Annotated in this window: 16 protein-coding genes; 4 read left to right on the top strand and 12 right to left on the bottom strand. The window is 75.3% G+C overall.

From position 1 onward, the window contains the following. Positions 1–9: 9 nt before the first annotated feature. The 4 genes from AC0HI0_RS08200 to AC0HI0_RS08185 all read right to left on the bottom strand — a co-directional run bounded on the left by AC0HI0_RS08200 (position 10) and on the right by AC0HI0_RS08185 (position 6,119). On the bottom strand, positions 10–2,736 hold the full coding sequence (locus AC0HI0_RS08200) for an AfsR/SARP family transcriptional regulator (protein WP_480931674.1): 2,727 nt from the start codon (positions 2,734–2,736) through the stop codon (positions 10–12). 157 nt (positions 2,737–2,893) lie between these two features. After that, positions 2,894–3,067 (bottom strand): hypothetical protein, encoded by a 174-nt coding sequence (locus AC0HI0_RS08195; RefSeq protein ID WP_480931673.1) that lies wholly within the window; start codon positions 3,065–3,067, stop codon positions 2,894–2,896. Between the two features lie 510 nt (positions 3,068–3,577). Continuing rightward, on the bottom strand, positions 3,578–4,552 hold the full coding sequence (locus AC0HI0_RS08190) for a LysR family transcriptional regulator (protein WP_480931672.1): 975 nt from the start codon (positions 4,550–4,552) through the stop codon (positions 3,578–3,580). Between the two features lie 130 nt (positions 4,553–4,682). Beyond that, positions 4,683–6,119: a S1 family peptidase gene (locus AC0HI0_RS08185; RefSeq protein ID WP_480931671.1), complete on the bottom strand. Its 1,437-nt coding sequence runs from the start codon at positions 6,117–6,119 to the stop codon at positions 4,683–4,685. Positions 6,120–6,398: 279 nt separating this feature from the next. Between AC0HI0_RS08185 and AC0HI0_RS08180 the strand changes: the two genes are divergently transcribed. Beyond that, complete coding sequence (locus AC0HI0_RS08180) at positions 6,399–6,839, top strand: PPOX class F420-dependent oxidoreductase (protein ID WP_480931670.1); 441 nt, start codon at positions 6,399–6,401, stop codon at positions 6,837–6,839. 26 nt (positions 6,840–6,865) lie between these two features. Further along, on the top strand, positions 6,866–8,101 hold the full coding sequence (locus AC0HI0_RS08175; RefSeq protein ID WP_480931669.1) for a hypothetical protein: 1,236 nt from the start codon (positions 6,866–6,868) through the stop codon (positions 8,099–8,101). Positions 8,102–8,124: 23 nt separating this feature from the next. On the opposite strand, the gene AC0HI0_RS08170 is transcribed toward AC0HI0_RS08175, so the two are convergent. After that, the gene (locus AC0HI0_RS08170) at positions 8,125–8,910 is read right to left on the bottom strand and encodes a molybdenum cofactor biosynthesis F family protein (RefSeq protein WP_480931668.1); all 786 of its coding nucleotides are present in this window, start codon (positions 8,908–8,910) and stop codon (positions 8,125–8,127) included. A gap of 144 nt (positions 8,911–9,054) precedes the next feature. Between AC0HI0_RS08170 and AC0HI0_RS08165 the strand changes: the two genes are divergently transcribed. After that, positions 9,055–9,759 (top strand): SDR family NAD(P)-dependent oxidoreductase, encoded by a 705-nt coding sequence (locus tag AC0HI0_RS08165; protein ID WP_480931667.1) that lies wholly within the window; start codon positions 9,055–9,057, stop codon positions 9,757–9,759. Positions 9,760–9,766: 7 nt separating this feature from the next. Here the strand turns inward: AC0HI0_RS08165 and AC0HI0_RS08160 are convergent, their stop codons facing one another. The 6 genes from AC0HI0_RS08160 to AC0HI0_RS08135 all read right to left on the bottom strand — a co-directional run bounded on the left by AC0HI0_RS08160 (position 9,767) and on the right by AC0HI0_RS08135 (position 15,386). Further along, positions 9,767–10,324 (bottom strand): signal peptidase II, encoded by a 558-nt coding sequence (locus tag AC0HI0_RS08160; RefSeq protein WP_480931666.1) that lies wholly within the window; start codon positions 10,322–10,324, stop codon positions 9,767–9,769. Next, on the bottom strand, positions 10,321–11,010 hold the full coding sequence (locus AC0HI0_RS08155; RefSeq protein ID WP_480931665.1) for a response regulator: 690 nt from the start codon (positions 11,008–11,010) through the stop codon (positions 10,321–10,323). The genes AC0HI0_RS08160 and AC0HI0_RS08155 overlap by 4 nt, the downstream gene beginning before the upstream one ends. Then, positions 11,007–12,125 (bottom strand): sensor histidine kinase, encoded by a 1,119-nt coding sequence (locus tag AC0HI0_RS08150; RefSeq protein ID WP_480931664.1) that lies wholly within the window; start codon positions 12,123–12,125, stop codon positions 11,007–11,009. Before AC0HI0_RS08150 ends, AC0HI0_RS08155 begins: the two co-directional genes overlap by 4 nt. A gap of 12 nt (positions 12,126–12,137) precedes the next feature. Then, positions 12,138–13,583, bottom strand: coding sequence for an alpha/beta fold hydrolase (locus AC0HI0_RS08145; protein WP_480931663.1), 1,446 nt, complete (start codon positions 13,581–13,583; stop codon positions 12,138–12,140). Between the two features lie 71 nt (positions 13,584–13,654). After that, a complete protein-coding gene (locus AC0HI0_RS08140) occupies positions 13,655–14,302 on the bottom strand; it encodes a response regulator (RefSeq protein ID WP_480931662.1) in 648 nt (215 codons plus the stop codon). Next, positions 14,292–15,386 (bottom strand): sensor histidine kinase, encoded by a 1,095-nt coding sequence (locus tag AC0HI0_RS08135; protein WP_480931661.1) that lies wholly within the window; start codon positions 15,384–15,386, stop codon positions 14,292–14,294. The genes AC0HI0_RS08140 and AC0HI0_RS08135 overlap by 11 nt, the downstream gene beginning before the upstream one ends. Positions 15,387–15,472: 86 nt before the next feature. On the opposite strand from AC0HI0_RS08135, the gene AC0HI0_RS08130 reads away from it, so the two are divergent. Next, positions 15,473–16,858: a serine hydrolase domain-containing protein gene (locus AC0HI0_RS08130; RefSeq protein WP_480931660.1), complete on the top strand. Its 1,386-nt coding sequence runs from the start codon at positions 15,473–15,475 to the stop codon at positions 16,856–16,858. Here the strand turns inward: AC0HI0_RS08130 and AC0HI0_RS08125 are convergent. Next, positions 16,821–17,519, bottom strand: a complete 699-nt coding sequence (locus tag AC0HI0_RS08125; protein WP_480931659.1) for an NHL repeat-containing protein — start codon at positions 17,517–17,519, stop codon at positions 16,821–16,823. The genes AC0HI0_RS08130 and AC0HI0_RS08125 overlap by 38 nt on opposite strands. Positions 17,520–17,653 lie beyond the last annotated feature (134 nt).

The raw sequence follows: 17,653 nt of genomic DNA, 5'->3' as shown, positions 1-17,653 counted from the left end.
CGGCCCCGGTCAGCCCAGTTCGGCGAGCTTGCGGAGCACGTCGTCGGCCTCCTCGCCGCGCTGCTGCGCCCGGTACAGGGTTTCCGCCTCCTGCCACGCGGTGCGGGCGTCCTCGGCGCGCCCCAGCTCGCGCAGCGACTCGGCGAGCCGGTCGAGGGTGTTCACCGACTGGTAGGCGTTGCCGAGTTCGCCGTAGAGCGCGACGGCCGCCGTGTAGTGCTCGACGGCGTCCTGGTGGTTGCCGGTCTGGTGGTCGATGAACCCGAGGCTGTCCAGGGTGTCCGCCTCGCCGTCGCGGTCCTGGTGGCGGCGGTGCAGGTCCAGCGCGGCGCGGCAGTGCTCGCGGGCGTAGTCGTGCCGGCCGAGGCGGGCCGCGCACCAGCCCACCGCGTTGAGCGCGTCGGCCTCCCACGCCGGGTTGCCGAGCGTGCGGTGGATGGCCAGCGAGCTGGTCGCGTGCTCCAGGGCGCGCTCGTCGTCGCCGCGCTGGATCCACGACCAGCTCAACGCGTGGTGGGTGTGCGCCTGGTCGGCCCGCGCGCCGGTCCGCTCGGCCAGCGCCAGCGCCTGGTACAGGTGGTCCATGGCTTCCTCGGGCCGGTCGACGTCGGCGTTGGCGCGGCCCACGTTGCGGTGGGCCAGGATCTGCGCGGCCGGGTCGTCGAGCCGTTGCGCCGCCGCGAGCGCGTCGCCCCAGAGTGCGAGTTGGTCGTGCCGGTGGCCGCGGCGGAAGTGGTAGTTGTTCAACGTCCAGGCCAGCTGCCACACCACGAGGTCGGCGCCGCGCTCCCGCGCCGCGTCGGCGGCGGCCAGCAGGCAGGCGTGCTCGGCGTCGAACCACGCCAGCGCCTCGGTGTCGTCGGCCAACGGCACCGGCCCCACCTCGGCCGGCGGCGGGTCGAGGTCGATCGGCGTCACGTGCGGGTGCAGCAGCAGGTTGCCGGCGTGGCCGGTGTGCAGCTGGAAGGCGGTCAGCCGGGCCAGCGCGGCGGCCGTGTCCAGGTGCGCGGCCCGGTCGGCGGCGAACCGGCGGATCAGGTCGTGCATCCCGTAGCGGCCGGCGGCGTCCTGGGCGAGCAGCGAGGCCTGCTCCAGCTCGCGCAGCAGCGCCCGCGCCCGGACCGGCGGCAGGCCGGCCAGCGCGGCGGCACCGGCCAGGCCGATGTCCGTGCCCGGTGCCACGCCGAGCAGCGCGAACAGCCGGGCCTGGGGCTCGGTCAGCGCGCGGTAGGACCAGGAGAACACCGCCGGGAGGCTGGCCGCCGGGTCGCCGTCGTCCAGCGCGACCAGGCCGAACTCGCGCAGGTCCGAGACCAGCGCGGCGAGCGGGTGGCCGACGGCCGCCTGGCCGGCCACGATGGACAGCGCCAGCGGGAAGCCGCCGCACAGCGCGATGAGTTCGGCCACCGCACCGGGTTCGGCGGCCACCCGGTCCGGGCCGAGCCGGTCGGCCAGCAGCGCGCGGGCCTCCGGCTCGTCGAGCGTGTCCAGCGGCAGGTGCCGGGCCGAGTGGCCGGTGATCAGGCCGGTCAGCCGGTTGCGGCTGGTCACCAGGACGGTGCAGGACGAGCCCGGCAGCAGGTCGGCGACCTGCGCGGTGTCGGCGGCGTTGTCCAGCACGAGCAGCATCCGCTTGTCCGCCACCAGGCTGCGGAACAGCGCGGCCTGGGCGTGCGGGTCGAGCGGGACCTTGCCGGGGTCCGCGCCCAGCGCGTCGAGGAAGCCCCGGACCGCCGCGCCGGAGGTGATCGGCGTGCCGTCCGGGCTGAACCCGCGCAGGTCCACGAACAGCTGGCCGTCCGGGAACCGCTCCAGGTTGCGGTGCGCCCAGTGCAGCGCCAGCCACGTCTTGCCGATGCCGCCCGCGCCCGCGATCGCGGAGATCACCACCGTGCCGCCGGACCGGTCCAACGCCGCGTCCAGCCGGTCCAGCTCGTGGTGGCGGCCGACGAACGGCGCGGGCGCGGCGGGCAGCTGGCGCGGGGTCGGCGCGAGCCTGGCCCGGACCGCGCCGGCCAGCGCCGGGTCGCCGTTGAGGATCCGGCCGTGCAGGTCGCGCAGCGCCGGGCCGGGGTCGGTGCCGAGTTCGGCCACGAGCCGCGCGTGCAGGCCGCGGTAGTGCTCCAGGGCGTCGGCCGCGCGACCCGCCCGGTAGAGGGCGAGCAGGTACTGGGCGGCGACCCGTTCGTCCAGGGGGTGCTCGATGGCGCGTGCGGACAGCTCCGCGACCAGGCCCGCGCCCTGCCCGAGGCGCAGCCGCACGTCGGTCAGCTCGGACTCGACACCGAGCCGCTCCTGGCGCAGCCGGTCGCGTTCGGCGGCCGGCCAGTCGCCCGCCAGGCCGCCCAGCGGGTCGCCCCGCCACAGGCCGAGCGCCTCGGCGAGCAGGCCCGCCGCGCGCTCGTCGTCGGCGCGGCGGGCCTGCGCGCACAGCGCGCGGAACCGGTGCAGGTCCACCGCGTTCTCGTCGGCGACCAGGACGTACCCGCCGGACCGGCGGTCCAGCACGATGCCGAGCCGGCGCAGCCGGGAGACGTAGCTGGACAGCGTGTCGCGGGCGCGCAGGGGCGGTCGAGCGCCCCAGACCCGTTCGGCGAGCCGGGGCACCGACACGGCCCGGTCGAGGTCCACCGCCAGCGCGGCCAGCACGCAACGCTGCTTGGCGGGCCCCAGCTCCACCCGCTGTCCACCCACGTGGGCCATCACCTCGCCCAAAAGGGCGATCCGAACCTCCATCACCGCTCCCGTGCCGACTAACTCGTGTCCGCGTGGATAACCGTTGGTGGTCGTCGCCGCGCACCCCGGTTCACTCGAACGGCCGCGCACCAACACGACCGGCGGCGAATTCTCCGGCACGCGGCCGGCGGCCGACCACCCGGGCAACCCGAATGGTTCAGACCAGCAGGTCGGTGCCGGGGCGGCCCGGCGGCAGGCGCAGCGGCAGGCCGAGCGCGACGGTGTGCACGGCCCCGCTCAGCCCGAACGTCGCGTCCGACGCGACTCGCACGCGCCGGCAGGCAGCCGTAGCGCTGACGACCAGCACCCTGACCACGGCCCACGCGGACAACGCGACAGCCTGCGGCGAGGTTCGCCATCCCCCGAGTCAGGGTCTTCCGGTTCAGACCGGAGGCGCACGCCGGACCCAAGCCGCGCGACAAGGCGACCAGCACCTTGACCACGGCCCGCGCAGACAGCACGACCGACCGGCGGCGAGATTCGCCATCCCTGGCTCAGAACCGGAGACGCACGGGGAGAACACCCATTCGCCGGGACTCGCGCGGCCTGCCCGCGCGGTGGTCGTCGAGCCGGCGGCGGTGGTGGCCGAACTCCGGGCGCTGCGGGCGAAACCGCCGGACCCGGGCTGTCCGGCACGACCAGTCGCGGCACCCGGCGGACAAGAGCGTGCGCACGGTGCGGAGTCTCCGACCGGCAAGGTCGGTGACCGGGGCGGCCCGGTGGCAGGCCGGGCACGACGGTGTCCACGGCTCCGCTCAACCCGACCGCCGCGTCCGACAGGGCAGGCCAAGGCACGGCTGCCGGCGGACGCGAGCGTGCGCTCAGGTCCGGAGTCGAGGCGTCAGACCGCCGGCAGCAGCTCGCGGCCCCGTTCGCACCACCACGCGTCGAACGCCGGGCTGCACCCCTGACGGGCCGCGTAGGCCACCATGACCTGGTGGTGGATCTCCTCGATGTGCTTGGCCACCACCGTGTCCGGCCGGTAGAACAGCCGCAGCTCCTGCCACATCGGGGTGCCCTCGATGGCCCGCACCACGATGCTGTCCGGCCGGTTGCGGCTGGTCGCCAGGGCCGGGCCGACCGCGAGCTTGGCGCGCACCAGTTCCAGCAGGGTCGCCAGGCACTGCGGGTTGTGCGGCTGGCGCAGCGACAGGCCGTGCTCGTGGCACACCTGGCTGAGGTAGGTCCACCAGCGGGTCGCGCCCGGCGGCTCGTCCACCCAGGCGTGGTCGAAGATGTCGGCCAGCGGCACCGGGCCCGACCGGGCGATCGGGTGGTCGTGCGCCATCATCACGAACACCGGCTCGGCCGGGTGCACGACGACGCTGGCCACGCCCGGCGGCGTGGTCAGGCCGGGCAGCGGCGGCCGGTAGACCAGCGCCAGGTCGAGGTCGCCGATCGCGACCTTCTCCACGCTGATCCGCTCGTCCATGTCCTCCTGCACGCTGACGTCCGCGCACCACGGCTGGTCGCGCAGCCAGCGGCTCACCTGCAGGTGCAGGTAGCCGCAATAGCCGCCGACCCGCAGCGGGTCCGACGGGCCGCCGCGCCGCGACCACTCGCCGACCCGCTCGGCGATCGCGGACATGCTGTTGAGCACCACCCGCGCCTCGCCGAGCACCTCCGCGCCCAGCGGCGTGGGCAGGCAGCCGTACTCGGCGCGGAAGAACAGCGCGCCGCCGACGCTGTGCTCTATCCGCTTGAGCAGCCCGGACAGCGCGGGTTGGGTCATGCCCAGCAGCCGGGCGGCCCGGGTGAGGCTGCCGGTGTCGTCGATCGCGGCCAACGCGCGCAGGTGGCGTACTTCCAGCTCCACGGGACCTCCGCAATCCCCGCGCAGGCGGCTCGCCCGCCCCCTGGGTGGTCTCGCGACCGTACCGCCGCCCGGCGCGCGCGGGAAAGGGGTCCGCGGTGGTGCGGACCCCTGACCCGGTGCGTGGTGGGAGCTACGGCTTGGTCGTCTCCAGGGTGAACCGGCCCGATCCGCTGTAGGAGCGGATCTGCCACCGGTACTTTCCGGCGGTGCCGGTGTAGGTGACCGTCTCGGTCGCGTCGGGGCCCGTGCCGGACGCCACCGTGCGCCACGTCGTCCCGCTCTGCTTCTGCAGGTAGAGGTCGAAGTCCGCGCCCGCCGGGCCCTTCAGGCAGCCCTTGTGCACGCCCGCGCCCGCGTCGTAGGAACCCGACGTCGGCTGGACGGTGGTGCCGCCCGAGGTGACGGTGCCGGTCGCGGACGTGCCGCAGCCGGGCGGGGTGCCCGGACCGCCGTCCGAGGTCAGCAGCGTGACCCCGTACCTGCTCAGGATCTCCGGCACCGGCTGGAAGTACGTGGTCGCCGCGCCGCCCTTGCAGTCGCCCGACCCGCCCGAGGTCACGCCCTGGGCCTGGCCGTCGGAGATGGCCGAGCCGCCGGAGTCGCCGGGCTCGGCGCACACCGAGGTCTCGATCGCCTCGTAGACCTTGCCGATCTCCGGGCCGTAGTCGACGGTCGCGTTGCGGGAGCGGATCGTGCCGCAGTGCCAGCCGGTCGTACCACCGGACCGGCAGATGGACGCGCCGACCGGCGCTTCCTGCGAACCCTTCACCGCGACCCGGCCGCCGTTGTAGTCGTTGACCGCGCCGACCGGGGTCTCCCCCGCGCTGGTGCGGACGAACGCCATGTCGTCGGTCGGGAAGCTGGAGCCCTCGAACCGGCCGCCCGGCTGGGTGGTGGTCTCGCCGACCTCGCCGCAGTGCCCGGCGGTGATGAACCCGCCCTGCACCGGGAACCCGACCGAGCAGCCGTACTTGCTGGTCCAGTACCGGTTGCCGCCGACCACGTCGATCAGCGGGCGCGGGCGCTCCAGGCTCTCCGCGTAGATCACCGCCGCCGGGTCGGCGCCGGTGGCGGCGACCCACGCACGCGCCCGGTCCGCCGCACCGGGCGCGTGCTTGACCACGACGGCGTTGGCCGCCGGGTCGGTCTGCCACCCCGGCACCGACGCCGGAGCGCCCGCCGCGGCGCGGTCGAGCAGCGCCTTGGCGGAGTCGAGCGCGGCCTCGCCGCGCGCCACGAGCCGGGGCTGCGCGCCCCTGGTCCGCACGATCGCCGCAGCGCGGGCGTCGGTGACCGCGACGACGAGCGTGCCGCGCTCGGCGTCGTACCAGCTGCCGCCGAGGCGGGAGCCGAGGGCCGCGCGCAGCCCCCGGTCCGCCTGGGCCGCGACGCGTTCGGCGGCGAGCCGGGCGACCGGGTCGGCGACGCCGAGGTCACGCCGCATCGCGGCGAGCACGGGCGGTTCGGCGGTGGAGGGGTCGCCGAACGCCGGTGGCACCGCGGCGGCGAGACCCCCGACGGTGGTCATCACCGCCAGTGCCACGAGCGGCATACGCAGTCTGGACATGCTGGATCTCCTCGCGGTGCAGGGGACCGCCGAAGGCCGCGCGGCAGGAAGCGCGGCGGAGGTGGGCTGTCGACGGCCCGCCCCGGCGGTTCACCCGAACGTAGTCCGCGCCGATGCGGCCCGGGGAGATCACAGATCGCCATAGCACGGTGAAACCCCTGGTCCGGAGCCATTTCCGGGTGGCGGCGGGCCGGTCGGCCCGGGTCCGGCGGGATGACACCGGCCCGTGCCACCGCCACAATCGGGCGGCGATCACCACCCATCGGCGGACGGAGCGACGTGACCACGTTGGACGACCTGGTCCGGGCCAGGCTGACGGCACCGAACTTCTGGCACCTGGCCACGATCAACGCCGACGGCTCGCCGCAGGTGACCCCGATGTGGGTCGACCTCGAAGGCGAGCTGATCATGTTCAACACCGCGCTGGGCCGGGTGAAGGAGGAGAACCTGCGCCGCGACCCGCGCGTCTCGCTGTCCTGTGTGGACGGTGCGAACCCCTACGACCGGGTGGAGATCCGCGGTCGGGTGGTGGAGTTCGTGGTCGGCGAGGAGGCCGAGGAGGCCATGGACCGGTTGGCGCGCAAGTACGTCGGCACCGAGACCTTCGAGTGGCGGGTCCCCGGCGAGCGTCGGGTGATGATGCTGGTCGAGCCGACCAGGGTCCGGCACGTGGTGGGCGTCGAACCGTTCCGGCCCGGTGTCCTGGAGGACGGCCGGTAGCACCGGGGCACCAGTAAGGTCGAGGGGTGGATGTCGCCGCGCTGCTCGACCGGATCACCGCGCCCGGCAGGGAGTCCCGGCCCGAGGCCGTCGCCGCGCTCGCGGCGGCCGGCGAACCGGCGTTCGACCCCCTGGTGCGGACCCTGGCTTCGGACGACTCGGCGGCGGTGGTGTGGCGCGCCGAAAGGGCGTTCCAGGACCTCTCCGGCGTGGACCTCGCCCGCTACGCCGCGGCGCTGCGGCACCCGCACGACCTGGTGCGCTACAACGCGATGCGCAAGCTGTCGGGTTCGGGCAGTGCCGCGCTGCCGTTCGTCGACGACCTGATCGTCCTGCTCGTCGCGTCCGACGAGGACTTCCGGCGACGGGTACGGCTCGCGCTGCACGACATCGGGCCCGGCACGCTCCCGTTGCTGCGCCGGGCCCGCCGCACGCCGGGGCGGCAGCGCGCGGTCGTGCTCGAAGCGCTCGCCGACATCGGGGGCTGGGACGCGCTGGACACCCGCGACCAGGCCGCGGTGCGCCGGCTGATCGCGGTGAAGCGGACCACCGAGAAGCCGGCGCGGATGCACGTGTGCGGCACGTGGTACGCGGTGCGGACCACCGACCAGGCCGCCGTGCTGGACGCGTTCGGCCTGTCGGACCCGGAGCCGGTGACCATGCGGCTGGGCGGGTCGGCCTGGAACAGGGACGGCCACGGGTCGGGCGAGCACCGCCGATGCGCCCGCGCGTACGTCACGCCGGCGTTCTCCGGCTGGACGCTGGTGTTCGGCCGCCCGTTCGCCCACGTCGACCCCGAGCGCCGCGCGGGACCCGTTCGGGACCTGTGCGCGCGGCTGAGCGCCGAGCACGGCGCGGCCCACTTCTACGGCCGCAGCTGCGGCGACGACTGGAACGCGTGGTGCCTGGCCGAGAACGGCGAGGTCGCCCGCTACTACGACCTCCACCGGCGCGACGACTGGTTCGGCGGCACCCACCCGGCCGAGGCCGGCCTGCTGCTGCCGCACCAGGACCCCGGGCTGCCGGACGACTGGACCGACGGCATCGACACCGGCGACCCGGCCGCGCTGCTCGCCCGGTTCACCCGGGTCAAGCGCGAGCTGGGGGTGCCGGACGAGTGCGACGCCACCGCGGTCGCCGGGCGCACGTCGGTCGATCCCGCGTCCTTCGGCCCGGGCACTCCGTTCGCGGGCCACGGGGTGCTGGCGTCCACCGCGTGCGGGCGGGCGTACGGCGGCCCGCCCGGCGCGCTGGAGATCTGACCGGCCGGCCTTGCCGACGGTCCTTACCGGGCTGGGTCGTACTCCTCCGGGTGCACGGTGTTGCTCAGCAGGCGGCCGTGCGCGCCGAAGGTGAAGTGGGTCGGCCGCTCGCCGGTCTCGTCCAGGCCGAACAGCACGCCGTGCGACCGCAGCCGGTGCACGTCGCGGTGGTCGGCGACGGTGACCGACGCGCACGGGATGACCTTCTCCCGCCAGGTGAACACGAAGACGCCGGGGCGCAACTGGTAGACCGAGTTCTCGTCGGTGTCCGCCAGGCCCTTCTCCGGGCCGGACAGGCACTGCCACGTGTACCAGTGCGGGCTGAGGTAGACGTGCTCGTAGGCGTGCTCGGCGCTGTAGATCCACATCGCCCGGCGGCCGATCAGCGAGCGGCTGGGCGCGGGCTCGGCACCGCGCACTTCGGCGTCGCGGAGGGTCGCGGCCTCGAACCGCTGGGTGACGCGCGGGACGCCGGTCTCGTTGATCGTCGTGGTGACGACCAGGGCGCGGCCGTCGCGCACGTCCAGGAACAGCGACACCGCTTCGGTCGGCCGCGCCTTCGGGTGGAACTGGGTGTAGTACAGGCCGTCGTCGACCAGGAACGTCTCGCAGTCGTCCACACCGTGGTCCCACTCGATCCGGGTCCCGGCGAAGCGCGCGGTCAGCAGTGGCCCGTCCGGACCCTCCAGGGTGACCTCACGGCCGTGCAGGTCGCCGACCGTGGGCGCCTTGTTCTCGTCGAAGCCCACGGCCAGGCCGTCCAGGGGCAGCCAGGTCGAGGTGTCCGACAGGGTCGATGTTTCGGTCACGGGCGGTCCTTTCTCGACGTGATCGCAGTCTCGCCCGGTGCGCGGGCCGGTGGAACCGGGCGGTGCGCGGTCGTGCGGTTGCGGACAAGGACGGTGCGTCGACCGACAACCCGCCGCGCCCGGTGCCCGGCCAGGATGGCTGCCGTGGAACTCGGGCTTGCGGGGAAGAACGTGCTGGTCACGGGCGGGGCGTCGGGGATCGGCCGGGCCTGCGCGCGGGCGTTCGCGGCGGAGGGCGCGCACGTCGTGGCGCTGGACCTGGTGGACGGGCCGGACGACGTGCCGACCGTGCGGGCGGACGTGACCGACGAGCCGGGCCTGGCGGCGGCGGTCGCGCGGGCGGTGGCCGGGCTGGGCGGGCTGGACGTCGTGGTGGGCTGCGCGGGGGTGTCCGGGCCGGTCGGCACGCCGCTGGTGGAGACCTCGGCGGCGGACCTGGCGAAGGTGCTGGCGGTCAACGTGACCGGGCAGCTGCTGCTGGCCAAGCACGCCTACCCGCACCTGGCGACCGGTGGCGCGATCGTCCTGCTGGCCAGCGATTCGGCGTTCGTGGCCGCGCCCGGCATGGCCCCGTACTGCGCGTCGAAGGGCGCGGTGGTCTCGCTGACCCGGGCGCTGGCGGTGGAGCTGGACCGGGTGCGGGTCAACTGCGTGTGCCCGTCGGTCGTGGACACCCCGATGGCGCGCGCGGACCTCGGCGACGCGGCCCTGGACGACGCCGCGTTCCCCGTGCAGTCACCGGACGACGTGGCCCGGCAGGTGTTGTTCCTGGCGACCTCGCGCACGCTCAACGGGCACGCGCTGCTCGCCGACTACGGCTACTCCGCCCGTTCCGGCTTCCCGGCCTGAGCGGGGATCAGCCGGACTCGTCCGCCTTCGGCGCGGTCCGGCCGTCCACGTCGGACTTCGCCGTCCCGGACGCCGGCGCGGCGGCCTTGTCCTCCGGGTCGGTGATCCCGAACAGGACCAGCAGCACCGCGCCCACGGTCAGCGCGATGTCGGCGACGTTGCCGACGAACCAGCCGTTGTAGTCGATGAAGTCGACCACGTGCCCGCGCGCGAACCCCGGTTCGCGGAACAGCCGGTCCAGCAGGTGCGTGGTCGCGCCGCCGAGCAGCAGCGACAGGGCCAGCGCCCGGCCGAGCGGCTGCGGGCGGACCGCGTAGCGCACCAGCACCACCACGGCCACCGCCGCGACGATGGTGAAGATCCACGTCGAGCCGCTGCCCAGGGAGAACGCCGCGCCGGGGTTGTAGAGCAGGCGCAGCCGCAGGAAGTCGCCGAGCAGCGGCACGGGCGCGCGGTCGACCAGGGTGGCCTCGGCCCAGAACTTGGTCACCTGGTCGACGATCAGGACGATCGCCGCCAGGCCCGCGACGAGCGGGAGGCGGCGGGAGTGGGTGCTGGTGGTCATCGGCGGCGATGGTAGTCGAGGCCCGGTGCGCCCCCGGTGAGGCCGTGCTCGTAGGCGTAGATCACCGCGTGCACGCGGGTGCGCAGGCCGAGCTTGGCGAGCAGCCGCGCCACGTGCGTCTTCACCGTGCCCTCCTCGATCCACAGCTCGCGGGCGATCTCGGCGTTGCTGCGGCCTTCCGCGACGTGCCGCAGCACCTCGTGCTCGCGGGCGGTCAGCCGGGACAGCCCGGCGGGCGCGGGCCGGCTGTCCGGCACGGCGAACCGGCTGATCACCCGGCGGGTGACCTGCGGGTCGAGCAGACCCCGGCCGTGCTGCGCCGCCCGGACCGCCGCGAGCAGCAGCACCGGGCCGCTGTCCTTGAGCAGGAACCCCGCCGCACCCGCCCGCAGCGCGCCGAACAGGTACTCGTCCAGGTCGAACGTGGTCAGCGCGACCACGGTCGGCGGCTCGGGCAGGTCGACCAGCGCGCGGATCGCGCCGACCCCGTCCAGCCGGGGCATCCGCAGGTCGACCACCGCTACGTCCGGCCGCCGGGCGCGGGCCAGCCGCACCGCCGCCGCGCCGTCCTCGGCCTCGGCCACCACCTCGACGTCCGGCTCGGCGTCGAGCACCAGCCGCAGTGCGGAGCGCACCGCGGCCTGGTCGTCGGCGACGAGCACCCGGATCACGGCGGCGGGCGTCACCGGTCGGCCACCGGCAGGGTGGCGCGAACGAGCCAGCCGTGCGGCTGCCGGGCCTCGACGTCCAGCGAGCCGCCGAGCAGGCGGGCGCGTTCGCGCATCCCGCGCAGGCCGTGGCCGTCGGCGGGCGGGTCCTGCGGCGGCCGGCCGGGGCCGTCGTCCTCCACGGTGACGGCCACCTCCCGCGCGTCCTGCCGGATGGTCACGTGCACCCGGCTCGCGCCGGCGTGCCGGACGGCGTTCGTCAGCGCCTCCTGGACCAGCCGGTACGCCCCGTGGTCGACCAGGCCGGGCAGCGGGCCGCCGCCGTGCCGCCGCACGGTGACCGGGCACGACGGGGCGGACAGCCGCCCGGCCAGCGCCTCCACCTCGGACAGGCGCGCCCCGGCGGTGTCCCGGCCGTCCTCGCGCAGCATGGCCAGCAGGGTGCGCACCTCCCCCAGCGCCGACGACGCCGAGTCGTCGATCGTGTCCAGCACCCGACGCGCCACCGGCGACGTGCCGCCCAGCACGTGCCGGGCGGCACCGGCCTGCATCCGGATCGCGGTGAGGTGGTGGCCCACCGCGTCGTGCACCTCGCGGGCGATCAACGTCCGCTCCTCCCCCATGATCCGCACCGCTTCGGCCTCCCGCAGCAGCACGGCCTGCCGCGCGCGGTCCCGGCGCAGCCGCACCGCGTAGCCCACGGCGACCGGCGCGATCCCCATCAGCAGCGCCTGGCTCAGCGGGGTCGCGCCGACGCCGGTCAGCCGGGGCGGGACGTCCTCGCGGCCCGCGAACCCCACCAGCAGCGGCAACTGGAAGCACACCACGGACAGGGCCAGGACCGTCCCTGCCCGCTGCGGACGGCGGTAGGCGGCCAGGTAGCACGCCGCCGCCGCGACCAGGCCGCCCGACCAGCCCGGCACGGCCAGGCCGCCGACCAGCGCGACGGCGGCGGCCACCGCCGCGCCCGCGACCGGCGCGCGGTGCCAGGCCAGCGGCGCGGCGACCGCGACGCCGAGCGCGACCACCACCGCCGGCGCGGCCCGCGCGCCTTCCAGCCACGCGACCCCGGTCACCGCGACCGCCGCCGCGACCGCGGGCGACCATCGCCGCAAGCCCGCCGGGAGGATCATGGCGACAGCAGATCACGCGGCGGGGCAGGCGGCACCGGCCGGTGGCATCGTGCCGTCGACCAGGTAGCGGTGGACGTGCCCGCGCACGCACGGGTTGCCGGACCAGTAGAGCGCGTGGCCGCCCTCGGCCGGCAGGTACCGGGCACCGGGCAGTTGCCGGGCCACGTTGCGGGCGTGGCCGGGCGGGGTGACGTGGTCCGCGCTGCCGCTCGCGATCAGCACCGGGGGCAGGCCCGCCGAACGCAGCGGGTGCGGCGGGTAGGTGCCCACGCGCGGCAGGCCGACGCAGTGGGTCGCCGCCGGGTACCACGCGTCGATCCGGCCCAGGCGCGGCGCGATGGTCTCGCGCAGCCGCTCCGAGAGCCGCCGCACCTGCGGGTAGTCGGTCTCGTAGGGGAAGTCGGCGCACGTCATCACGCGCGCCAGGTCCGGGCCGACCGCGCCGGGCGGCGGCGGGAGGTGCGGCACGAACCGCGACGCGTCGCCGGCGTCGGCCTCGGCGACCGCCAGCGCGAAGTTCGGCCAGTCGCGCTCGTCGGCGACCCTGGCCTGCCCCATGATCAGGCCGACGGTGGCCGGGACGGACGCGCCCGGCGCGGGGATCGGCGCGCGTTCGGCGGTGGCGACCACCCGGTCCCACGCGGCGAGCGGGTCGCGGCCGTGCAGCGCGCAGCCCGGTTCGGCGTCGCACCACCGGGCGAACCGGCGCAGGTTGTCCTCCGACACCTCGGCCTTCGCCGCCGTCCACGGGTAGCGGTCGGGCGAGGTGTGGTCGAGCAGGCTGTCCAGGTACATCCGGCCCACGTTGCGGCCGAACAGCTCGGCGTAGGCCTGGCCGAACACCGTGCCGTAGGAGTTGCCGTAGTAGTTCAGCCGGCGCTGCCCCAGGGCGATCCGGACGGCGTCCATGTCGTGCGCGACCTGCCACGAGTTCAGCTTGCCCCGCAACGGTCCCAGGGCCGCCGCGCACCGGTCGGCGAACGCCCGGTTGGCCGCCGCGAACCCGTCGTAGGCGGCCCGGTCGGGCGCGGCCCAGTCCAGCAGGAACGGTCCCGGCTCGGGGCAGGTCACGCCGCTGCTCGCGCCGAAGCCGCGCGGGTCGAAGACCACCACGTCGAACCACTCGGTCAGGTCCGCGAACGCGCCCCTGATCAGCGGCAGGTACTCGATCACCGGTCCCGGGCCGCCCGCGTTGAGCAGCAGGGTGCCCTTCTTCCGGGACTGGTCGCGGGCGGGCAGCCTGGCCAGCCCCACGCCGGTCCGGGCCGAGGACAGGTCGCCCCAGTCCACCGGCACGCTCACCGAGCCGCACTGGATCCCGTCGCCGCAGTCGCGCCACTCGACCTGCCGGGTCGTCGCGGCACCGGGTGCCCCGGTGGCGTTCGCCGCCGTCGCCGTCGCCCCCAGCACCGCGGCGACACCGAGCACGGCCGCCATTTTCTTGATCGTGATCCGCATGCGACCAGCGTGGCGGGGGTGCCCGGCGATGTCGTCTGCCTTTGGGCACATCTTCCCGCCCGGCTCGGGGGTCAGTCCGCCAGGCCCGCTTCGTAGCCCGCGATGACCAGGTGCGCGCGGTCGCGGGCGGCGAGTTTCGCCATCAGGTGGCCGATGTGGGTCTTCACGGTGTGCCGGCTCAGGTGCAGCCGCTGCTCGATCTCGCGGTTGGACAGCCCTCGGGTGACCAGCGCGAGCACCTCCCGTTCGCGGGGTGTCACGCCGGCGAGCCGGTCCGGTCGCGGTGCGCGGGCCAGGAAGTCGGCGATCATCCGGCGGGTCACGCTCGGCGCGAGCAGCGCCTCGCCCGCCGCGACGGCGCGGACCGCGTCGAGCAGGCGGGACGGGGTGGCGTCCTTGAGCAGGAACCCGCTCGCCCCCGCCCGCAACGCCTCGTGCACGGCCTGGTCCTCGTCGAACGTGGTCAGCACGAGCACCCCGGGCGCACCGGGCCGGGCGGTGATCCGCCGGGTCGCCTCGACGCCGTCCAGGTCGGGCATCCGGACGTCCATCAGCACGACGTCGACCGCCGTCCGCGCGGCCCGCGCGCACGCCTCCCGGCCGGTGCCCGCCTCGCCCACCACGGTCAGGTCGGGCTGGGCGTCGAGCAGCGCCCGCACCGTGCCCCGGTAGAGCGGTTCGTCGTCGGCCAGCAGCACGCGGACCGGCTCACCCGGCACGGCGGGTCCCGAACGGGAGGGTCGCGCGGACCGCGAACCCGCCGCCCGGCCCGGGTCCGGCGGCCAACGCACCGCCGTGCAGCGCGACCCGTTCGCGCATCCCGAGCAGGCCGTGGCCGGGCGGCCCGACCGGTCCGGTGCCCTCGTCCACCACCGACACGACCACCTGGTCCACGTCGAGCGCGGTGGTCAGCCGGCAGGTCGGCGGCCGGCTGTGCCGGCCCACGTTGGTCAACGCCTCCTGCGCGATCCGGTACGCGGAGATCCGCACGGCGGCCGGGACGCCGGCCAGGTCCGCCAGGTCGGCGACCACCTCCACGCCGGCCGTCCGGGCGTCGTCCACCAGCCGGTCCAACGTCGGCGCGACCGCGTCGCGCAGCGGCCCGAGGACCACCCGGACGTCCTCCAGGGCGGCCCGCCCGACCCGTTCGATGGTGCGCAGGGCCGCGCCCTGCCCATCGGGGTGGGTGGCCGCGAGGTGCGTGGCGACGGCGGCTTTCATGGTGATCAGGCCGAGGTTGTGGCCGACCACGTCGTGGATGTCGCGGGCGATGCGCAGCCGTTCCTCGGCGACCGCGCGGCCGGTGCGCGACTCGGCCAGTTCGGCGGCCTGCTGCCGCCGGGTCCGCAGGGTCGCCGCGACCGCCCACGTCCCGACGATCACGACGGCGGTGAAGGCCGAGACGGACACCGGGGCCGTCACGAACGACTCCCCGCCCCCGGCCGGCGGCATCACCGGCAACCCCGGCACCGCCCACACGGCGATCCCGGCCGCGCACACCACCACGACCGCGGCAATCGCGTGGCGGAGGGCCGGCCGGATCACCGCCACCGGGTACAGCGCCCACGCGATCGCCGGCAGCACCGCCTCTTCCCCGCGCCCGAGGACGACCGCGACCGCACCGACCACCGACACCACGGCGAGCACCGCGACCGGACGCCACCGCAGGACGACCAACGGCGCGCCCAACGCGACCGCGATCCCCCACACGAGCGGATCGTGCTGCGGCGCACGGAACACCACGACGCATACGATCACCGCTGCGGCGACCACGTCCACCGCAGTCGACTGCCACACCTTCATGCCCGCCACGGTATCCGCAGCTCGGCCGGCGCACCTCGGACCACGGTCCGATGCGGACGCCGGACGCGCGAACCGACACTGCGTCCGTGCTCACGTCGATCATGTCCGCACTCCTGCTCCTGTCCCCCGTCACACCGGACGCCGGCGCGATAGACCGCGTGGTCGAGGAATACCGCGCCGAGACGGGACTTCCGGGCGCGGCGGTCGCCGTCACGCACGGCACGACGGTCGTGCGCATCGCCGGGTACGGCCGGACCCCGGACGGCGAGGCCGTCTCCGCGCGCACGAAGATGGCCGTGGCGTCGGTGAGCAAGTCGTTCACCGCGCTGGCCGTGCTGCAACTCGTGGACGCCGGCCGGCTCCGCCTCGACGACCCGGTGCGCGATCACCTGCCCGAGTTCGCCCCGGACGACCCCCGGGCCGGGCGGATCACCGTGCGGCACCTGCTGAACCAGACCTCCGGCCTGTCGGACACGACGTTCCGCTCGTTCAGCGGGCCCCGGGTGGACACCCTCCGCGACGCCGTCGCCGCGATGCGGGAGGCGACCCTGGCGTCGGATCCGGGCGCGGACTGGCGCTACCACAACCCGAACTTCCAGGTGGCGGCGCGGCTGGTCGAGGTGGTCTCCGGCGAGGCGTTCGCCGACTACCTGCGCCGGCACGTGTTCGAGCCGCTGGGCATGGCCGACAGCTCGACCGCCGACACCGAGCGGGACCTGCCGCCGAGCGCGCGCGGGCACGTCCGGGTGCTCGGCCGGCCGGTGCCGGTGCCCGAGCCGCCGGCGTTCGGCAACGGCTCCGGCGGCGTGCTGAGTTCCGCGCACGACATGGCGGCGTGGCTGATCGCGCAGAACACCGGGACCCCGATCGCGACACCGGAGAGCATCGCCGCCACGCACACCCGGTCGGCCGGCTCCTACGGGCTGGGGTGGTTCGTCGGCACCACGGACGCGGGCGCGCCGCTGATCGACCACGGCGGCGACCTGTTCACCTCCACGGCGTACCAGGCGCTGCTGCCCGCCTCCGGCTACGGGATCGCCGTGATGGCGAACACCGGGACCCAGTACGGCGACGCACAGGCCCTCGGCGCGCGCCTGATCGCGTTGTTGGAGGGGCGGCCGTTCGCGCCGGTGTCCGATCCCTACCTGGTGGTGGACATCGTGTTGCTGACCCTTACGGCGGGCGTGGTCGTGTTGGGCGTCCGTGGCGTGGCACGCGCCCGCCGGCACGCACGTCGTCCGTGGTGGCGTCTGGTGCCGTTGCTCGTGCCGGTGCTTCTCGTGGTGACGATCCACCGGGTGGTGGGGTTCCTCTACCGGGGGCGGGACGTGTCGTGGCGGCAGGTCGCCTACCTGTACCCGACGTTCATGGTGTGGCTCGTGGTGACGGCGGTGGCGTGCGTGGTCGTTCTCGCGGCCAGGATCGTCGGGCGGGTCAGGGTTTCGGGATCGACACCGCCGTGTACGTCGTAGTGGGCGCCGGCGTGGTGGGCACGTCGAACCTCGGGTCGGTGATCCGGCGGACGAGCCTGCCGCTCGTGCCCGTCGCGTCCAGCGCGACCACGGCGACCCGGTTGTCGCGGTTCTCCACCACCGACAGCGTGCCGCCCGAGCGCAGCAGCCCGTCGGTGTTGCCCAGCGGACCGCCCGCCACGGTCAGCGCGCGGGTCGCGCCGGTCGCCGGGTCGACCCGGAACAGCATGCCGGTGTTGTGCTGGGCGATGATCAGCGCCCGGCCGTCCGAGGTGGTCTCGACGCCGTTGGCGTTGGTGCCCGGCCGGTAGGCGATGTCGCCGGTCAACGGGATCGTCCCGGCCTTGGCGGGCAACGCGCCGTCCCGGCCGAACGCGATCTTGTAGAGCACGGCGTTGGTGAAGTCGGTCGGCCACGCGGCCTCCGCCGTGAGGACGATGTCGTTGATGAACGACGACCGCGTGGCGAGCCGGTACTCGGCCAGGGTCGTGCCGGTGCGGGTGTCGATCACGCGGGCGGTGCCGCCACCGCCGCCCGCGACGAACAGCCGCCCCCGGTCGTCGATCTTGAGCCCGAGCGCCGCCGCGCCCGAGGTGCCCCGGACGAACTGCTCGCCGCGCCCGGTGGCCAGGTCGACCCGGTGGATCGCGCCCGTGCCCATCGAGCCGAAGTAGGCGTGCCGCCCCGGCCGCCGGGGTTCCCCGGGCGGCCAGGACGGCGGCGCAGACCAGCGCTCTCCGCAACGAGGACATCGTGGGTCCCTCCACCACGCGCGCCTGTCACCAGTCTCGGGGG

The sequence above is a fragment of the Saccharothrix sp. NBAS 001 genome (assembly GCF_056640475.1).
The sequence above is the reverse complement of the archived record's forward strand: the minus strand, read 5'-3'. Positions and strand labels throughout refer to the sequence as shown.

Excerpts from the sequence above, each read along its gene's own strand:
- AC0HI0_RS08200 (WP_480931674.1), bottom strand. The coding sequence starts at position 2,736 with ATGGAGGTTCGGATCGCCCTTTTGGGCGAGGTGATGGCCCACGTGGGT.
- AC0HI0_RS08185 (WP_480931671.1), bottom strand. The coding sequence starts at position 6,119 with ATGTCCAGACTGCGTATGCCGCTCGTGGCACTGGCGGTGATGACCACC.
- AC0HI0_RS08160 (WP_480931666.1), bottom strand. The coding sequence starts at position 10,324 with ATGACCACCAGCACCCACTCCCGCCGCCTCCCGCTCGTCGCGGGCCTG.
- AC0HI0_RS08150 (WP_480931664.1), bottom strand. The coding sequence starts at position 12,125 with ATGATCCTCCCGGCGGGCTTGCGGCGATGGTCGCCCGCGGTCGCGGCG.
- AC0HI0_RS08145 (WP_480931663.1), bottom strand. The coding sequence starts at position 13,583 with ATGCGGATCACGATCAAGAAAATGGCGGCCGTGCTCGGTGTCGCCGCG.
- AC0HI0_RS08135 (WP_480931661.1), bottom strand. The coding sequence starts at position 15,386 with ATGAAGGTGTGGCAGTCGACTGCGGTGGACGTGGTCGCCGCAGCGGTG.
- AC0HI0_RS08125 (WP_480931659.1), bottom strand. The coding sequence starts at position 17,519 with ATGGGCACGGGCGCGATCCACCGGGTCGACCTGGCCACCGGGCGCGGC.